Source organism: Bacteroides pyogenes DSM 20611 = JCM 6294, assembly GCF_000428105.1.
Lineage (GTDB): Bacteria > Bacteroidota > Bacteroidia > Bacteroidales > Bacteroidaceae > Bacteroides > Bacteroides pyogenes.
The window spans coordinates 1-18,811 of sequence record NZ_ATZH01000027.1; the positions used below are offsets into that span (position 1 = coordinate 1).

At 40.2% G+C, this 18,811-nt stretch carries 12 protein-coding genes, 1 tRNA gene and 2 pseudogenes; 4 read left to right on the top strand and 11 right to left on the bottom strand.

What is annotated here, in order from left to right; genetic code table 11:
- Window positions 1-49: 49 nt before the first annotated feature.
- The 6 genes and pseudogenes from tnpA to C234_RS18025 form a co-directional block, all read right to left on the bottom strand.
- A complete protein-coding gene (gene tnpA, locus C234_RS17770) occupies window positions 50-292 on the bottom strand; it encodes an IS66 family insertion sequence element accessory protein TnpA (RefSeq protein ID WP_148295180.1) in 243 nt (80 codons plus the stop codon).
- A gap of 228 nt (window positions 293-520) precedes the next feature.
- Window positions 521-1,486, bottom strand: coding sequence for a hypothetical protein (locus C234_RS0107600; RefSeq protein ID WP_034537251.1), 966 nt, complete (start codon window positions 1,484-1,486; stop codon window positions 521-523).
- A 17-nt stretch (window positions 1,487-1,503) separates the two neighbouring features.
- Entirely contained in the window at window positions 1,504-3,279 is a 1,776-nt protein-coding gene (locus C234_RS16110; protein ID WP_051290197.1) for an ORC-CDC6 family AAA ATPase, read from the bottom strand.
- Entirely contained in the window at window positions 3,276-4,316 is a 1,041-nt protein-coding gene (locus C234_RS0107610; RefSeq protein ID WP_034537247.1) for an HD domain-containing protein, read from the bottom strand. Before C234_RS0107610 ends, C234_RS16110 begins: the two co-directional genes overlap by 4 nt.
- A 7-nt stretch (window positions 4,317-4,323) precedes the next feature.
- Window positions 4,324-5,391 carry a DNA cytosine methyltransferase gene (locus tag C234_RS0107615; protein ID WP_027325267.1) on the bottom strand — a complete coding sequence of 356 codons (1,068 nt, stop codon included), beginning with the start codon at window positions 5,389-5,391 and terminating at the stop codon, window positions 4,324-4,326.
- 131 nt (window positions 5,392-5,522) lie between these two features.
- A pseudogene (locus tag C234_RS18025) lies at window positions 5,523-5,864 on the bottom strand (DUF5712 family protein); the annotation flags it as partial.
- Between the two features lie 81 nt (window positions 5,865-5,945).
- Between C234_RS18025 and C234_RS0107625 the strand changes: the two are divergent.
- Window positions 5,946-6,224 carry a transposase gene (locus tag C234_RS0107625; protein WP_027325269.1) on the top strand — a complete coding sequence of 93 codons (279 nt, stop codon included), beginning with the start codon at window positions 5,946-5,948 and terminating at the stop codon, window positions 6,222-6,224.
- Window positions 6,221-7,063, top strand: coding sequence for an IS3 family transposase (locus C234_RS0107630; RefSeq protein ID WP_081688139.1), 843 nt, complete (start codon window positions 6,221-6,223; stop codon window positions 7,061-7,063). The genes C234_RS0107625 and C234_RS0107630 overlap by 4 nt, the downstream gene beginning before the upstream one ends.
- 62 nt (window positions 7,064-7,125) lie before the next feature.
- Here the strand turns inward: C234_RS0107630 and C234_RS17120 are convergent.
- Window positions 7,126-7,266: pseudogene (locus C234_RS17120) on the bottom strand (Arm DNA-binding domain-containing protein); the annotation flags it as partial.
- Window positions 7,267-7,508: 242 nt separating this feature from the next.
- Window positions 7,509-7,581, bottom strand: a tRNA-Lys gene (locus C234_RS0107635).
- 122 nt (window positions 7,582-7,703) lie between these two features.
- Between C234_RS0107635 and ettA the strand changes: the two genes are divergently transcribed.
- Both ettA and C234_RS0107645 read left to right on the top strand, forming a co-directional pair.
- Window positions 7,704-9,392, top strand: a complete 1,689-nt coding sequence (gene ettA, locus C234_RS0107640) for an energy-dependent translational throttle protein EttA (RefSeq protein ID WP_027325271.1) — start codon at window positions 7,704-7,706, stop codon at window positions 9,390-9,392.
- Between the two features lie 361 nt (window positions 9,393-9,753).
- Window positions 9,754-13,002, top strand: a complete 3,249-nt coding sequence (locus tag C234_RS0107645; RefSeq protein WP_027325272.1) for a TonB-dependent receptor — start codon at window positions 9,754-9,756, stop codon at window positions 13,000-13,002.
- Between the two features lie 155 nt (window positions 13,003-13,157).
- Here the strand turns inward: C234_RS0107645 and C234_RS0107650 are convergent, their stop codons facing one another.
- From C234_RS0107650 to C234_RS0107660, 3 genes are read right to left on the bottom strand one after another with little or no spacing between them, the layout of a single operon-like run.
- A complete protein-coding gene (locus C234_RS0107650) occupies window positions 13,158-14,675 on the bottom strand; it encodes a DUF6850 family outer membrane beta-barrel protein (RefSeq protein ID WP_027325273.1) in 1,518 nt (505 codons plus the stop codon).
- A gap of 20 nt (window positions 14,676-14,695) precedes the next feature.
- Window positions 14,696-15,934 carry a DUF4876 domain-containing protein gene (locus C234_RS0107655; protein ID WP_027325274.1) on the bottom strand — a complete coding sequence of 413 codons (1,239 nt, stop codon included), beginning with the start codon at window positions 15,932-15,934 and terminating at the stop codon, window positions 14,696-14,698.
- Between the two features lie 35 nt (window positions 15,935-15,969).
- On the bottom strand, window positions 15,970-18,717 hold the full coding sequence (locus tag C234_RS0107660) for a TonB-dependent receptor (RefSeq protein ID WP_027325275.1): 2,748 nt from the start codon (window positions 18,715-18,717) through the stop codon (window positions 15,970-15,972).
- Window positions 18,718-18,811 lie beyond the last annotated feature (94 nt).

An 18,811-nucleotide genomic window follows, 5' to 3' on the forward strand; every position in this document is an offset into this window, starting at 1 on the left:
TGAACGGCAATACTCCGTTTTTTAAGCCGATTTTAAGCCGCTTATCGCATCAAAAAAGGGTGGATAGAACCGTCCTGAGTGGGTGGGCATGCTCCGTTTTCGCCACCGTGGCGGGTTGTTTGAAACTGATGGGAGCCCACTCCTGTTTGACACGATCCCTGTCAACTGAACATTTTTTACGCCAATAGTGATAAGTTGAATAACTTACACCTATTTGTTGCAGGTACGATTTCAATGGCAGGCCACTTTGTTGCACCTGCAATTCTAATTCTTCAAATTCTAATCTATTCATAATTATTGAGGTTGGATTGTATATGCTAATGCAAAGCTACAACCAAACCCCAAGCTGTACAAGGTGTATTTGTTCGAATGCTTACGTTTATCAAATGCTTACAGAGAACAAATATAATGAGTTTCTACAAAGCATCAAAATTGCAGAAGTATTTATTATTCCTGTTTTTCTAAAGTATACAGATTCTCTATCTTTCTATTTATGGATTTACGTCTATTGCATCAGGTACTAATAATAGTTATTCAACTTTAATAGATATACATAATCACAGGGGGAATAGGCAATATCTATATTATATTGATTCGTAGATGCATAACATACTTGAATATCTGGATGTGTTAATGCAGTTATAGCACAAGATATTGTTGATATCTTATTACTCATGGGACTAATCACTATATTATATTTTTCTCTATTCTCAACTATAATATCTTCTAGACTTTCTTTCGTTGTTTCAATATCAATACAGGAAAACGAGAAAGGTATACAGTGAGGATTTGTCATTTTAAGCTTTTGAAAATGGCAGTCATTGATTTTAGCCAATTCACTATTGATAGAAGTACTATCAAAGGCTTGTCCAATATAAAGTTTTGATGGCTCAAAAATCTCAATAAGCGTTTCAGCTCTTTCATACTCAAATCCAACAAGAACTATTAACAGTAATTCTTTCATTGCTGAAAAATCACCAGAATACCCCAATACAGTTCTAATATCTCTAACACCTTTAGAAAGCCATATGTCTTCAGGCTTCATATTTTGTTCATAATATGCTGATGAAGGCGTGTATAAGAAATAAGATTGAATATTTTGAAATTTGTCAAATAATATTCGAGATAAAATTAATAAATTTTCACGTGTCAATGTAGTAGTATCAACAATTATTGTCGAATCCGAAGGAATAGACGACAAAAGAGAATAAAACATATCATATACTGCAATAGGATTATGTTTCTTCAAAATTAGTGTTTCCACTTTCTCTGGAGAGATAGCTTTCATCTTATCCAAATTATTTTCGGAAACTATATAGTTATTCTCAAAATGACAAATTCTGATTCTTTCTACCAAGTCTAAATCAAGTGTATTTATCAAGATAAGACATCTTTCATCAAAACTTGAGCTACAAATGAATAAATCAATTTTAAAAGTTAAAACTGATTTTAGTTCATTAAGTTGTACTTTTCTGAATTTATCCATGATAATTTATTTTTTAACTATTCATCTATTTCAAAATCTAATTCTTTTTGAATCACTTTTTCCTCATCTATCAATTTCTTAGAAAAGATATTGAGGAATTTCTTTGTGCTATAAAGAGCCACTTTAAGATCATCACTTGACATAAATTGATATCCGGCAAAACTTGTTGGGTCCAGTTTGAAATGTGGTGCCAAGAGTCTACTTAATACATATAACTTGTTACGTCCTCCACCAAGTTTATTACCAATAGTACTTTCGTGTAGATAACCTAGTTGGATACCCATGTCGAGAATCTCTTTTAACTCATAATCGGGTCTCGTTGTCAATGCAACAGAAAATACTCTTCTTTCAGAACAATTTGACACCAATATTCTATGAAATAATTCTCCTAAAGATGTGATTAAATTATATAATTTATCAGCTTTTTTTAGTTTTCTTTCATCTTTAAGGCAATCTTTGAAAATTTTAGAAAATTCATCTTCTAAGAATGAAGTTGAATACTTCTTTATAATTTCGTTCTGGATAGAATCTGATATAAATCCTTCAAATACACTATTGTTTCTGGATAATGATTCAGCGTACATATCTTGTGCTGGAGCCAGGAAGTTTCTTATTATGCCTGAAGAGATTGCTACTAATTGGTTGAATCCTGCATAGCTATATGTACTACCAGATTTTGTTTCTTGCAATCTTTTGATATATTCTGGACGAGAATATCTTCGTGCGGCATCACCTCCCGCATATTCTTTTTCGTCATCAAAGTTTTTCTCCAATATTTCGTCATATAGTGCTTTAATCTTTTCTTCTTGTATTTTATCATTTGGGAAAAAAACTTCAGCTGAAGTTTCTTTATTGAGATAAACATTTATTCTTCTCTCTACAATTGCTTTAACTCTCTTGTAATAATCTCTGTTTGATGAAGTGTAAATAGTAGCAATATTCACTTCAGAGTAATCGTGTGGAGAATCAATCCTTTTTCCTGTAGTTGTTAGATAGTTTTTATAGTCTAGCTGAGTCGAAATCTTGATGCAAATATCTTTGGTAGACCTGTATGAAACCCATGTATTCAAAACCTTGGTTTGAGATTCATTTAAATATCCTGCATCGTCTATTAAAAAGAAAAATGGCTTTCCTTGAGGAAAGCAAGGTATTTTTTTTAATGCAGAAATTACAGGACTAAAGAAGTCTATAAAATCCATTAGTGGCCCTGAATATGGAAGTAACTCTCCTGATAAGCCTACTTTTTTACAATATTGCGTACACTCTCTATTTAGTTTATCCATGAATACTGCAATATCTTTCATTATACAGAAGCCATTCTTGTTTTCACTGACAAGTGTTTCAATACCTAAAAGCTCAATATTCCATAAAAAATCATTTTTGAAAAAATAAAGAATCTCATCAGTATACTTATTTAATTCTTCATTGTATGTCTCATATATAAATTTGAATGTTTTTGATAAAACATATGTAACGAGTAAATGTTCATTAATAAAGCTACTTGCGTGATTTTCAAATCTTTCTAGCTCAGAAATGTTAATATTTGTCAGCTTTATGGGGATGTATATAGAGAAAAAATCAAGCTCATTGAAGTTTTTCCCTGTTACTATTTTTTGACAATCGGGCAGGAGGTATCTAAACATCATGCTTTTCCCAGAACCTCGGGGTCCATTTAAAAAAGTATGACCAAGTTCTGGAACTTGATGAAAATCTGAGAAAACATCAACAAATAGCTTTACAATTTCTTCTGCGGTGTTCTGCTCTGGAGTTTTTATTTCAAATGGATTTTTCATTCTTTTATCATATTAGAAGTTGTTAACTTTTCGCTTAAATATTTCCCCGTCATCTTATTACCATCATCTATCAAGTCTTTCTCGCAAAAAGAAAAAATATTAAAATCTTTTGGGAATATAGGATAATCTTGCTCTTCTATTCTATAAGAAACTTTCCGAAAAAAGTCTTCACCATCTTTGTCGCAAAAATTAATTTCAACAGAAACCATATTTATTCTTGCGGATTCTGGCAAAAAACGATTACAATACAAACACTCTGTAAATGTTTTTAATGTCCGCTCATAAATTTCATCAATTAAAAAAATATCTACTCCATTTTTTTTAAGTGGATTAGATATGTGTTTTGATTCAAGGTAAAATATCATTTTAATTTCTTTACTTTTTGTTAAAGCTTTACAGGAATCCAAGCACGCAGAAAATTCATGGAAAATTTGGCTCTCTTCCATAATTAGTTCTTTTTCTCTTAAAAAGACGGAAGTTCTAGTAAAATCATCCGCCAGCTCATCCGCCAGTCTTAATATGGAGGCAATTAGTTTTATTCTTACATTAGTCGAGAATATATAAACAATGTCTTCTCCATGAAGGTTCCCAATTGGATTATTTTTTCCGGAATGGGCACAAGCTATTGCTGATATATATTTTCTTTCAGGCGTACTAATTAGAGTATTATCAAACTTGGAGATTATTTTTCTCGCATTTTTCTCATGTTCTTTTCTTCCATTGATAATATGACCTGCATCGTGAATTTGAATTGATAGAAGCAAAAAAAATGTTTCATATGGTGAAAGTTCAACTGAGTTATCTTTTAAGAGATCAGTAGCTCTATCTATAACTTTAGCTATGTGTCTTTCTCCATGGTCATTTAATAATGAATCTGGAAGATATTCTTTTACAATTGCTTTTATTTCAGGATGTATATTGAGTCTGATGTAATCTCTTATTGTGCGATATTTGGCTACATAATCATGACCGTCAGGAAATTCACTTTCCTTTCTTTGTAGAAACCATGCTTCAATATTATTATTATCTAAATTCATAGTAATTTTATTTGTAACTCAAAATTTTACGAAATATTGATTCTGCCAAAAGAGGGGGGACTGCATTTCCTATTTGTTGCTGAATATAATGTATTGTTCCTTCAAAAATAAAATCGTCAGGAAAACTTTGCAATCTTGCAGCTTCTCTTACTGACAAACCTCTATCTTGCAATGGATGTATCAGCATATTTTTTCTATAATTAGAAATAACAACAGATGGCTCATGTTCCTTTAATCGTCTATATATTCCACTATGGCAATTATTCTTATCTTTATAATTACTCATTAACTCTTCAGGGATTGCTTTCCAATTTTGACCTGGCTTAATATACTTATATCGCTCTATTATATAATCAGCATTCCTTGAAACAAAATTTTGAGTAGCATCTTTTGATCTCTTACGCATGATTGATGCATATTCACTTAATTCATTATTTTCCCGATAAGGTAGTGATTGATAGTGCGCTCCATTTTCTAATATTGGTAAATCATTAATGGCTTCACCAACAGTAACAACTTTACCTGTTGGATTAGGAAATTCAAAATTTATACCGAGACGATTTCCCACGATGAAGAAACGATTTCGATGTTGTGGAACTCCATAATCTGAAGCATATAAGATTGCTTCAGAAGTTGTATATCCAATTCTTTTAAACTGATTCAATATGTAACGTAAAGTTCTTCCTTTGTCAAAATTGACTAACCCTTCGACATTCTCAAAAAGAAACCATTCAGGATTAAGGCCGTAGACAAAACGAAGAAACTCTTTAAATAAACCATTATTTTCATTTTCAAGATTACGAGTTTTTCTATTAGAAACTGAGAAGCCTTGGCATGGTGGACCTCCAAATAATATAAAAAAATTCTCATGAGAAAAATCAGCCGTATTTACAGTTGAAATATCTTGTTTAATAATTTGGGTATTAGGATGGTTTCTGGCATATGTTTTAGCAGAATTCTGATCAAGTTCTACCGCATAACGCACAGTTATACCAGCCCATTCAGCTCCTAAGCTGAGTCCTCCTGCGCCAGAAAATATATCAATGCCTATTTTACTAGTTTTACAATTCTTCATAAGAAATCGAAAATTAGCCGCAAAGGTATAATTTTTTTTGCTATGTTTCTACTTTTCTGTTGATTATATGACTGTTAGTGTTATAAAACAGCTCTAGATGTTGTTATAAAGAGCAATATGTAACAGGAATATTATGTCCAATACCTCTTCTTCTTCTTCTTTTTCTTTTTACGCTTCTGTGCCTGCAAATTCTCTGCTGATGTTACATCGTAATTGTTGCCTTCTCCCAATGAAAAGATTGACAACAGAGAATCACCACTACTATTATTTTGCTGATTGTAAGTATGCTTAGTATCTTTCTTGCTATCAAGATTGCAAGAAATCATGTTTCCTTTTCCACTGGATTTGAATAAATCTTTTTTCTTTTCTCCAGTAAAGTCTTGATTTTGTATTTCAAGTTGTTCGGAGATTGAACCGTTCTTTATGGTGTTGTGATAGTCAAACGCTTCTGATTGTTGGCGGTTGTAGCCAAACTATAATACTCCCCAAAAACTGGACAACAAGTTAAGATATGACGATGAAAGAAAAAACATTATCTTTAACAAAAAAAACTTATGTCCACAACAAGAAGAAAATTCAGCACAGAGTTCAAAGTGAAAGTCGTTTTAGAATCTTTAAAAGAGCGCGAAACATTAGAAAGTTTAGCCAAGAAGTATGAGTTGTTGCCAACGCAGATTTCGGCATGGAAAGCCCAGGCACTTCAAAATTTCGGTCAAGTATTCAGTTCCGACAAACAGCAGCCAAAAGAAAAACCGGTTGATATTGAAAAGCTTTATTGGCAAATCGGTCAATTGAAAGTTGAGAACGACTATCTAAAAAAAAAGTTGCAATGAGAAGTGCTGACGAAAGAAAAAAGATGGTCGATACCAATCACGAGGCACTGTTTGTTAGCAGGCAGCTAAACTTGGTTTCCATTGCCAGCAGCAGTTTTTACTACGTCCCCAAAGGCGAAAGCGAAGAAAACTTGGCAATTCTTCGTTTACTCGACGAGCAGTATTTCAAAACACCCTTTTATGGAGTTTTACGGCTCACGGCGCTGCTCGTCGGCTTTGGCTATAAAGTCAGCCACAAACGCATACGCCGATTGATGGAAATACTCGATTGGAAAACCATCTACAGGGAACCCAAAACAACAATAGGAAACAAAGCACACAAAAAGTATCCCTACTTGCTTCGAAACCTGAAGATAGAGCGATGCAATCAAGTTTGGGCAATCGACATCACCTTCATCCCGATGAAAACGGGTTTTATGTATCTGATGGCGGTAATAGACTTGTACAGTCGCTACGTGCTTCATTGGTCGCTTTCCAACTCAATGAGTGCAGAATGGTGTGCAGAAATTTTGAAAGAAGCAATAAGCAAACATGGTAAGCCTGAAATTTTCAACACCGACCAAGGCAGCCAATTTACGAGCGACGCATTCATCAAAGCGCTAACCGACAACGAAATAAAGATTTCAATGGACGGCAAAGGGCGCGCTCTGGACAATGTTTTCATAGAACGTCTCCGGCGCAGCGTAAAATATGAGCACATCTATTTGAATGTTTACGAAGATGGTGTATCTTTGTGGAAAGGGTTGAACGGATATTTTCGGTTTTATAACCAAGAACGTCCACACCAATCCTTATCATACAAAACTCCTGCTAATTGCTATTATGCCAATGCGGCTTGAAAAATGAGAAAAAACTATCTTAACTTAAAGAGAAGCCTGTCCAATTAAGTGGGGGTATTATAGTTTACGGAACAACTTCTTTTGATAGAAATATCTACCATACAGCCGTTTACAGTGATTCTCATGCACACAGGTGCTTCTCCGTTCTTTAATAACTTGGCTTTTTTGATAAAGAACAAAACAGAAAATGATTTTCTAGCCATTTTTACATCGTTTTTAGAGTTACAAAACTATGTATTCTCTTCCAAAGTACGACCATGCAAAATACTATGAATCAGTGAGAAAGATGCAAATTCGTGGAAATTTTTCGAACTAAATTTTAGTCCCACGATTTATCCACCGATAATATGCTTGAAACGGCTATTTTCTGCTACCTGCTAGAAAAAAGAAATCCCCGATAATGTTTGATTATCAGGGATTTGCTTGATTTTTCTTTTGTTTTTTGTGATCCGCCTGGGGCTCGAACCCAGGACCCCAACATTAAAAGTGTTGTGCTCTACCTGCTGAGCTAGCGAATCAATCCTTATTGCTTTTCTTTCAAAATGCGGGTGCAAAGGTAGGACATTTTCCGAGAATTCCAAAACTTTTCAAACATTTTTCATATCTTTGTGCCATTATCAACAATATACAATTTTAATATATGGCTGACGATAAAAAAATTATCTTCTCAATGGTGGGGGTGAGCAAAGCGTTCCAACCAAATAAAAATGTGTTGAAAGACATTTACTTGTCGTTCTTCTATGGAGCAAAGATCGGTATCATAGGTCTGAATGGATCGGGAAAATCTACATTACTGAAGATTATTGCCGGTTTGGAAAAGTCCTACCAAGGCGAGGTGGTTTTCTCTCCGGGATATTCTGTAGGATACCTTGCCCAGGAACCTTATTTGGACGATACGAAAACTGTAAAAGAAGTGGTGATGGAAGGCGTGCAACCGGTTGTTGACGCGCTTGCGGAATATGAAGAGATAAATCAGAAGTTCGGCTTGCCTGAATATTATGAGGATCAAGATAAAATGGATGCTTTGTTTGCTCGTCAGGCTGAGTTGCAAGATATAATCGATGCTACGGATGCATGGAATCTGGATACTAAGTTGGAACGTGCGATGGATGCGCTCCGCTGTCCTCCTGAAGACCGGCCGGTGAAGCATCTGTCGGGCGGAGAACGCCGTCGGGTAGCGCTTTGCCGACTGCTTTTGCAGAAACCGGATATACTGTTGCTGGATGAGCCTACCAACCATTTGGATGCGGAATCTATCGATTGGCTCGAACAGCATTTGCAGCAGTATGAAGGAACGGTGATTGCCGTGACACACGACCGCTACTTCCTGGATCATGTTGCGGGATGGATTCTTGAACTTGACCGCGGTGAAGGTATTCCATGGAAAGGAAATTATTCTTCGTGGTTGGAGCAAAAGACAAAGCGCATGGAGATGGAAGAAAAAACGGCCAGCAAACGCCGGAAGACTTTGGAACGAGAGCTGGAATGGGTGCGTATGGCTCCTAAAGCCCGTCAGGCAAAAGGTAAAGCTCGTTTGAACTCTTATGACAAATTGCTGAACGAGGATGTGAAAGAAAAGGAGGAGCGGCTGGAAATCTTCATTCCTAACGGCCCGCGTCTTGGAAATAAGGTTATTGAAGCGAAGAACGTAGCGAAAGCTTATGGCGATAAGCTATTGTTTGACGACTTGAACTTCATGCTTCCCCCCAATGGCATCGTAGGAGTAATCGGTCCGAACGGTGCGGGTAAGACAACGCTTTTCCGTTTAATAATGGGGATGGAAACTGTAGATAAGGGTGAGTTTGAAGTAGGAGAGACAGTTAAGGTAGCTTATGTAGACCAACAGCATAAGGATATCGACCCGAACAAGAGTGTCTATCAGGTGATCTCCGGTGGCAACGAATTGTTGCGTATGGGCGGTCGCGACATCAACGCCCGCGCTTACTTGTCGCGTTTTAATTTCTCCGGCACCGATCAGGAAAAACTATGCGGAGTGCTTTCCGGCGGTGAGCGTAACCGTTTGCATCTGGCGATGGCATTGAAAGAAGAAGGAAACGTTTTGTTGCTTGATGAGCCGACCAATGATATCGATGTAAACACACTGCGTGCTCTTGAAGAGGGTCTGGAAGATTTTGCCGGTTGTGCCGTCGTAATTTCCCACGACCGTTGGTTCCTCGACCGTATTTGTACACATATTCTGGCATTCGAGGGAGATTCGAATGTATTCTATTTTGAAGGTTCTTACTCGGAGTATGAAGAGAATAAGATGAAACGTCTGGGTAATGTAGAACCGAAACGCATGCGTTACAGGAAGTTGATGACAGATTAAAAAAGTCTGTGTTTAACCATTTTCGTTATCAAGGAAAATAATGGGGCTGTCTCAATATTGAAAGATGAGGCAGCCTCTCTTATAATCGGTGAATTGAAACCTAATAGCCATTTGTTTTCGTCCTGATTGCTGACCAATGCAAAGCTAAAACAGGGGGGATTATTCTAAAAAGATTTTTAACCTATGGGGTTTTCGATTGTCAATTCTATTTTAACGCAAACTCGCTGCTTCTTGCTTATGTAAGAAAATGTTTATCTCTCTAAAATAATGTAGCATAAATGCAATGTGATTCTAAATAATATTAATTACATTTGCAGAAAATGTACAACCTATTATATAGTATTAACAAACCGATTACATTATGCAAGGAAGAATCCGATCTTTTTTCTTAGTAGCGATGCTAATGCTTTTTGCTACTGCCGGTGCTCAAGTTACTACTTCGAGTATGAGTGGTAAAGTGTCTGCACAAGATGAGTCTATTATTGGGGCAACGGTCGTTGCTGTTCACGAACCGTCGGGTACCCGTTATGGAACCGTAACCAATGCCAGCGGACAATTCAATCTACAGGGTATGCGTACAGGAGGTCCATACAAAGTGGAAGTTTCTTATGTCGGCTACCAGACGGCTATTTATACGGGAGTTAACCTTTCGTTGGGAGAAAATTATGTGTTGAATATTTCTTTAAAGGAAAGTTCCGAGTTGCTCGATGAGGTTACTGTAACGGCACAAAGAACAGTGGAGAAAATGGGGACGGTGACTAATGTAAGTGAGCGTCAGCTTACTACGCTGCCGACTATTAATCGAAGCATTACCGATTTTACCAAGCTTTCTCCTTATGCCGGAGGGAGTAACTCTTTTGCAGGACGTGACGGACGGTATAATACAATCACTATTGATGGCGCGGCCTTGAATAATAATTTCGGTTTAAGTTCGAGAAATATGCCGGGCGGAGATGCTCAACCTATTTCCCTTGATGCTATTGACGAAATAAGCGTGAATGTATCTCCTTATAACGTTACATATTCGAATTTTACCGGAGCCTCTATTAATGCGGTTACAAAAAGCGGTACGAATAATATAAAAGGAACTGCTTATACTTATCAGAAGCCGAAAAATTTCATCGGAAAATCTATTAATGGCGTCGATGTGCCTAATGTGAAAAGTTACCGGTCGAGCATGTACGGGTTTACGTTAGGAGCGCCGATCGTGAAAGACAAACTGTTTTTCTTTGTGAACGCCGAATTGGAGAACAGTACTTCTCCGGGTATATTGTGGACGCCAAATAAAGAAAACATTGGTAGCGGCGATAATAAAATGCATATCTCCAGAACCTGGATAGGTGATTTGAAAACAGTCAGCGATTTTGTACGCAGCACATATGGCTATGATCCCGGAAATTATGAAAAGTTTGACGACTTTGAAAGTAAGAACTGGAAGATAATGGCCCGTATGGACTGGAACATTAATAAAGCGCACAAATTGTCTTTGCGCTTCAATACCGTGAAGTCTGAGAATGACGCCAGCATCAGTTCGACTTCTTCTGTCATTACAAAGACGAATTCGAATCGTTACGGAGTCGATGCTTTTACATTTGGCAATTCCAACTATGGTTTCAAAAACATTGTTACTTCTCTTTCCGGAGAGTTGAACAGTATTTTGTCTGCCACCGTACAGAACAAGCTGTTGATGACTTATACGCATATTCGTGATACCCGTAATACCAAAGGAGATCCGTTCCCGATGGTGGACATATATAAGGACAATAAGCAATATATGACATTGGGCACGGAATTGTTTACGCCTTTTAATAATGTGGAAAACAATGTGTTTACTATTACCGATAATGTGACTATCAATAAGAGAAACCATTTGATAACAGCCGGAGCCACTTTTGAAAGACAATATTTCATGAACTCTTATTTACGTGCTCCATACGGGTATTACCGTTATGCGTCGATGGCGGATTTTATGGAAAACAAACTGCCAACCTTATATGGCATTACTTATGGATACCACGGAAAGGATGCGCCGGGAGCAGAACTTACATTCGGAATGCTTGGAGCTTACGCTCAGGACGAATATTCGATTACGCCAAACTTTAAGCTGACTTACGGTCTTCGTTTTGATTTGCCTATTTATTTTGACGATATGGCAGAAAACGAAGCGATTAAGAAAGAGTCATTCAATAATACGCATGTGGATGTATCTAAGTGGCCGAAAAGTAAGTTATTGGTTTCTCCCCGTTTGGGATTCAACTGGGATGTAAAGGGAGACCGTTCCATTGTATTGACCGGAGGAACGGGGTTGTTTACGGGATTGTTGCCTTTTGTATGGTTTACGAATCAGCCTACCAATGCAGGCCAGATGCAAAATATGGTCGAGTTTAAAAAGGAAGAATTACCGTCAGACTTTAGCTTTAACCCGAATTACAAAGAAACTCTTGGCAAGTATCCTAATCTGTTCCCGACTTCTCCCGATAAAACCGTGCCCGGTTCTATCGCTTATGTCGATCCGAACTTTAAAATGCCTCAAGTGTGGCGCAGTAACGTAAATGCGGAATTCCAATTGCCTTACGGGTTTATGCTTTCCGTAGGCGCCATGTATACGCGCGATGTCTATAATGTGGTTCAAAAAAACATAAACGAAAGCGCTCCTTCGGGAGAATATAGCGAACAACCGGGACGTGTGTATTGGGAGAGAAATAAATATTACAGTAATGACAAAACGAAAACTGTTATCCAGCTGACTAATGGAGATGAAAAAGGATACCAGTATTCATTCAATGCGGTGCTGACGAAGAAATTCGATTTCGGTTTTACCGGTTCATTCGGTTATACATATACCATGGCCAAGGATATGACCGCCAATCCGGGCTCCTCTGCCGCTTCTGTATGGCAGAACAATGTGGCTGTCAATTCTTTGAACGATCCGGGCCTTTCTTATTCATTATTCTCTACTCCTCATCGTCTGATTGCCAATGCATCTTATGAGATAGCTTATGCAAATATGAAAACCACTGTATCTTTGTTCTATACCGGATATCAGCAGGGACGTTTTTCGTATACTTATTATAATGATATGAATGGTGACGGAAATTATTCCGATTTGATTTACGTGCCGGCTTCCAAAGATGAAATGAAGTTTGTTGATGTTAAGGATAAAGAGACAAATGCTATTACCTATTTGGCAGCCGAACAGCAGGAGGATTTTTGGAATTATGTAATCAATGATTCTTATTTGAAAGAACGTAAAGGGAAATATGTTGAGCGTGCTGCGGCTTTAGAACCGTGGATTCATCGTTTCGACATGAAGATTGCCCAGGATTTCTATGCTAAAATAGGCGGTCGTAAATATGGGATTCAAGTAAGTCTCGATATGCTGAACGTGGGCAATCTGTTGAATTCAAAATGGGGAGCTTATCGTTCATGCGGCTTGCAGAGCTACAACAATGTCAGACTTTTGAAAACTGCGAGTAAGGTAGGAGAGCCTCTTACTTACCAACTGAACGCTCCTTCACGCGAAGAGTTTTTGAAGAATTCCAAATGGGATTATACGGCTTCAACCGGAAGTGCGTGGCAGATGCAATTGGGTGTTAAATTGACATTCTAAAATTTGCATAATATCGAAAAGTTGTGCCGGCAAAGCTGTTGAATGACATCGTTTGCCGGCACATTTTTTTTATATTCTCGTTTCTCAAACAAGGATTATCGGCTGAGCGTTCGATCTATATCGATGGCTTTATCATACTTCAAAAAGTTCGCTTCTCAGAAAGTGAGTCCCAGCGATAACCCGGCTTTCCATAGCGTGGCGAAGCTGCGGTAATGAGCATATTCGGCATTTGCTTGTATGTAAACGCCTCCTTCTGTGATCAAAGAAACAGGAATATCCCAACGTGCCACTCCCGATATTGTTGAACAATGAGACGAAAGCTGTTGGAATTTTCTATCCGTCAGCGGTTTTAAGATATCGGTCTCCTTCTGTTCCTCCATTTGTCGGCTTGCCGACACGCTTTGGCGATAGCCTAAAGACAAGACCGTAGTCAGTGATGAATGCCGAAAAGCCTTGTTCGTCTGCCAGTCGAAGCGGAAGTTCGCTTGTTTTGCACCGATGTGCCTTGTGCCATCAAGATAGTTTTCGTCCGTGATGTGAAGAGCTATTTCCGAAATCAGATTCCATGACAGGGTAGGAGAGGTTTGTCCGTACATTCCCGCCAGCTTGAACTCGCTCCGGCTATGAGCATAACTCCGCACGCTGTTCAGAAACGGATAAATGGCTCCGGTAGGCGAACCGAAAAGATTTTCCGTTCCGGAACGTTTTTTAGCGACAACACTTGCTTTCACCCCTTTCTGTCCGTTTGTATATGCCGCTTCACCGGAAAACACGTTTTCTTTCAATGTACATAGCGTGATGTCTCCCAGGTCTTTCATTTGCTTATCGCATCCGAAATGACGATATCCTACCGATACCGATACACCGCGTTGGTGTTCCGGCAGCCATTCGAAACTTCCTCCGAAAGAAGCCCCGTCATAAAGAACGCCGGTGTTTGTTCCGGCGAAACGTACATAATGCATGCCCAAGCCCGTGAGATGATAAATCGTACTGCCTCCCAAATCGTTGAAAAATTTAAGCGTATTGTCTTGTTTGTATTTTCCTGCGTGAAGAGATACCGCCCCGCGATAATTGCCTGCTATTTTCCGGCTTCCGGCTACGGTAACCCATAAATCGGATACGGTGTTTTTGGGGCGGGGGTCTACGTTTCTGAATTCCATGACCGCCCGATAAGCCAATCGTGCAGCCCATGTATATGCTTTTGCCTCATGCGTGTACTCACCGCTGAAGCGATAGGCCTCGCTGTTCAGGTCGCCTCCCTGCTCATCGGCGGAGACATACGGGTAAATTGTTTCGTAATCGCTCGATTCGTTCCACAGAACCGATGTGCGCTTTTTATTGACATATTCTGCAGTGCCTCTGATTTCACTTTCCGGGGTGAACCGTAACACAGAATTTGCTTTGACGGCAAATCCATGTTCGCCGTCTCCCTGTTGCAAGGATACGCTTTCCGTTTCCTTATGTGTGAATCCTTCCACCAATATTTGAGATAGCGGAGCCTGATTCATAAAGATTTTTAAAGCGGGATTCTCCCAAACCCTTCCGGCGAAATGGCGGTCGGAGCGAACGTTCTGCCACACTTTCCGGTCGATGCGGAGAGTATCTGAAGCGTAGTTTGCAGCCGAAAAGATTCCCGTAGAGATGGCAACAAGAAGAAGGCGAAGTGTTGACATAAAAATAGTTGAATGAAAGATTAATCAGCCAATGACGGAACTGCGTCGCGTTCGAAATCGTCTGTAGAATTATTCGTATCTTGTAATATTTTACGTCCGTCGGCAGTGGTAGAAAGTACTTTTCTGCGCACGCATTTGCCATGCTTGCTTTTATCATTGGAGCTTTTCCCGCAATATGTATATCCGGCATCGAGCGAAGCGTTTACTACATTCCATTTATGTTTGTCGGGTGTAGACAATTGTACGGCATCGACTACCCATGCATTGGGAATTTTGTAAGTAGAACTGTGCATTATTTTCTCTTTTCCGGTTTTAGGAATTATCATTTTCCAGGAATATTCGTATTTATATTTCTCAAGGAAACCATCCTTTTCCTTCATGTCTACCAAAGCGTATGCCCTGTTTCCTTGCTGACTTGGAATCCAAGTAGACAAAGTATAACAATATATTTTATCCAAATTGGGAACACTCGGGTTATCCGTATCGGTAGTTGAGTTAGTGGATTTATCATACCATTCGAAGTTCGCTTTACTCAAATCGAATGAATTTGGATTTGATTCTTTGTGATTGGTGGCTTTATCGCATATAATGATAGATGCACCCGGCTGTACCATGTATTTTTTCTCACCATTGGAGGGGATGGAGTAAATAGCATCGGCGGTAATGGCTTCGCCCATTATATCCGGGGTATAATCGAATTTCGTTGAGGAGTTGAACTTGGTTTCTACCAATGTCAGTCCGCCTGCGTCCAATGCTTTGTCGGAGTTGTTCGTTATTTTAAAATACTGATCGCCCAGATATGGCTTTTGGGTATTCGGATACACGGTTCCCGCATAAAAAATCTCTTCAATCACAAAACCCGCGTTTTCGCTGTACACGAACGGATTGAAGCTAAGCGCGCAAGTTTCTCCTTTTACTGTGGCAGGATTTATTAGGGCTTTAAAGGTCGTGTTATGAGTTTTTCCATCCAGTTTATATGTTCCTTTCGCTTCGAACGAGATGGAGTAAAGGCCTTGAGGCATGTTCAATGCAAACCGATTGTCGCGAATGGAAACCTTTTCATTTTTCTCGATAGCATTCGTCAGGTTTTTGTAGGTAACACTTGCTTCCGTATAGCTGACTTCTTTGAGATTATTGATTTCACTCAACGTAAAGGTAACGGTTGAGACAGGAATGCCGTTTTTGCCGTTCTCATCGCTACAGGCACCCATGCAGAAAGCAAGGGTGATTACTACTAGTAAATTGATAATTTTTCTCATGTTTTCTTATTTTATCGGGTTTAAAAATTTGTTATTTAAAATTTGAGATTGGCTTCCATGCCGAAATAGGGCGAAACGGAGCGGTGAATCATCAGCCCGTTTCTTTGGTAGTCGGGTGTATAATCCAATATCTTGTTGACAAACAAAGCCAGATTGATGTGTTTGCCGAGTTGCTTGGTCGCTTTCAGGTTGATGATCATGGCAAACGGCACATCCTGTTCGGTGACGGAATATTCCTTGCGCACCAACCATTGGCGGACAGGGTCGGTCACGTCGGCATGGGTGTACGGATGCTTTTCGCCGTATTCGTCTACATACGCATAAGGCACTCGGCTTTTGGGCAACGTTTTCATTTTCGTAAACCACATGCACTGCGCCGATGTGGAAAAAGTAAGTCCCAACCGGGGCAGATAAGTGTCGATGATCAGATTCGTGTTGAATCTCTCTTGCCGGTTTCCGTCGTTGGAGTCGTATATCCCGTAGTATGGATAGCGTTCGCCGTTCAGGACGATGGAGGGATGCTCCACAACCGGCGCATCGATGTTATAGAGAGTGTTGAACCATGCTCCGTTCAGGGTGATTCTCGTGTTTATTTTCGGGATTCGTTTAGACTGGAACTGAAATTCAATCCCTTCTTTGTCTATCCTGCTTCCGTTTTTCGTTTGCCCGTAGCCGATAAGCATTCGTATCTCTTTGTATGGGAGTACGGAAGGATCGGGTGGGGCAGTCAACTTGTCGGGGTCGATTCCGCTTGTGTCGTATCTTTTGTATGAGAGCGATTTTAAAGCAGTGTGGGTTCTGAACCCTGTGCGGCAAGATTCCCTGAAATAAGTTACCGACAGCCTGTTGCCCGCCCATACGACGTCGGCGCTCAATTCCCATTTCCTGTTTCGCGCCGCCCTCAGCCCGTGGTTTGCAGGACTCCATATATAAGTCATCAGATACAGTCTTCTGTAGTCGGGGTTGTTGTGGTAGTAGTTCATCTCTTCGATGTCATAATATATCAAGCCCGGATACAGTTGCGCCATAGTAGGCGTTTTGGTCTGTATGCCGTATCCTCCTCCCACCGAGAAGGTCATTTCTTTGCCCGCAACCATTATCTCCGGAAACTTCCATTTGGCGTTGGCGCGCGGATCGGGATATATTTTGTTTTGCAAGCTGTATCCGTCGTTCAAACCGAGCATGGTATTGAAACGTATGCCTGCCAGCAAACTGAAAAGGTGCTTCCCCACCGGAATGGTTATCCTGTCTTCCGCATAGATCGAAAGCTTCTGCAGGGCGGGAATGTCTTTGTAGGGGCGGGGACGTCCGCGCATCGACGGACTGACAGGGCGTGCGGAATCGTACAACTCGCCTTTGCCGTAGTTCTTGTCGACGGAGTATTCCGCTCCCGCAAGGAGTGAATGTTTCATTCTGAATGTCTGAAAACTGAAACTTGCTTTCAGTTTCAGGAAAGCATTGAAGGGTTTTCCGTCCACCGTCAGGTGAGCCAAGTAATTGGAAGGAAGAAACAAGCCGTCGTGCTCGCCTTCCGTCATACTGTTGGGAACGGAAGAAGGCATATTCAGGTAGACGTTTTTGGTTTGCTCCAGTTTATCCAACTGCAAACTAAGGGAGCTGCTTATTTCTATTAAATGCAGAAAGCCCGGTTGCAGGGGTTTCCACCGAAACGTATTGCCCCATGCCATCCGGTTGTACGAAGAGCGGAACCTATCTTGCTTCTCGTCGGTGTCTATGTCTTTTTTCTCATTATCGAACGAGCCGCTGTAATCCAGGTGGCTGTTCCACTCCAATAGCGAGCGGCGAACGTGTTTCTGAGCCGAGAAGCGGAGAGAACCTGTGAGGCGTTTGTAGTTTTCCATATTGTTTCGCGGGTCTGTCTTGGAGTCGAGATAGTCCAGCGAGACGTTCAGGATATTTTGGTGATTGCCGATTGCGAATCCCTTTCCCGCATAGAACAGTTTGCTGAACTGGTCGCTTTTGAAGCGGGCTTCGAAAGGAGACGTTTTGTTTTTGCGGTGAATCTTCACCACCCCGCCGGTCAGGTCGCCGTATTCCGCCGAAGGGATTCCGCGTATCACCTCTACCGATTCGATATTGTCGGTAGGGATGCTTCGCATATCGATGCCTTTCGATACAAAACCCTGTTGCTTCCCCGAAAGGCTCGAAGCGCCGGGAGTAGCCTGCAAGTTGGCATCGCCGGAAAGCGGGATGCCGTCTACGACAAACGAAGTTCCCAATGAAGATATGTCATAATGAGAAGAAGGAGCGCCCGCTTCGCGTATCCTGATCAGATTGGCCGTCCCCATCGAAGGATCTTTGGCTATCCCTCCCGGAAGCAACTCCAGTAAATCGGAGAAACCGGTGGGCTGTAAATGCCCCATGGCGGTTCTGTCGATATGCGAAGAAGTGGACAGCCCTTTCGATTCGGAAGCGGTGACAACCACTTCGTCGAGCAGGTTTTCGCCGGGATACATTTGGATATGAAAGGTGAGGGAGTGATTCAGTTCGAATGTTTTCACGAAAACCCGATACCCTACGTAGGATACTTTCATCTGAAACATGGAAAGCGGCAAATGCAGTTGAATCTTTCCGTTCATGTCTGTGATGCCGGTATATTTCCTCCCTTCTTTGTCCGTCAACTCCACCAATGCCGAAGGAAGAGACTCGCGACCGGTCTCATCGGTCACGCTTATAAATAAGGTATAGGTATTATCGATCTTTTGTCCAAACGCTGTTTTGAAAAAGCATATATATATGATAATCAGCAGTATTCTATTCATTTTCGGGCCATCTGTTTCGCGGTTCAAAAATACGTTTTCTTCTCCGGGGGCACAATGACAACTTATTGGTATAATGAAAGATAAAATAGCAAGA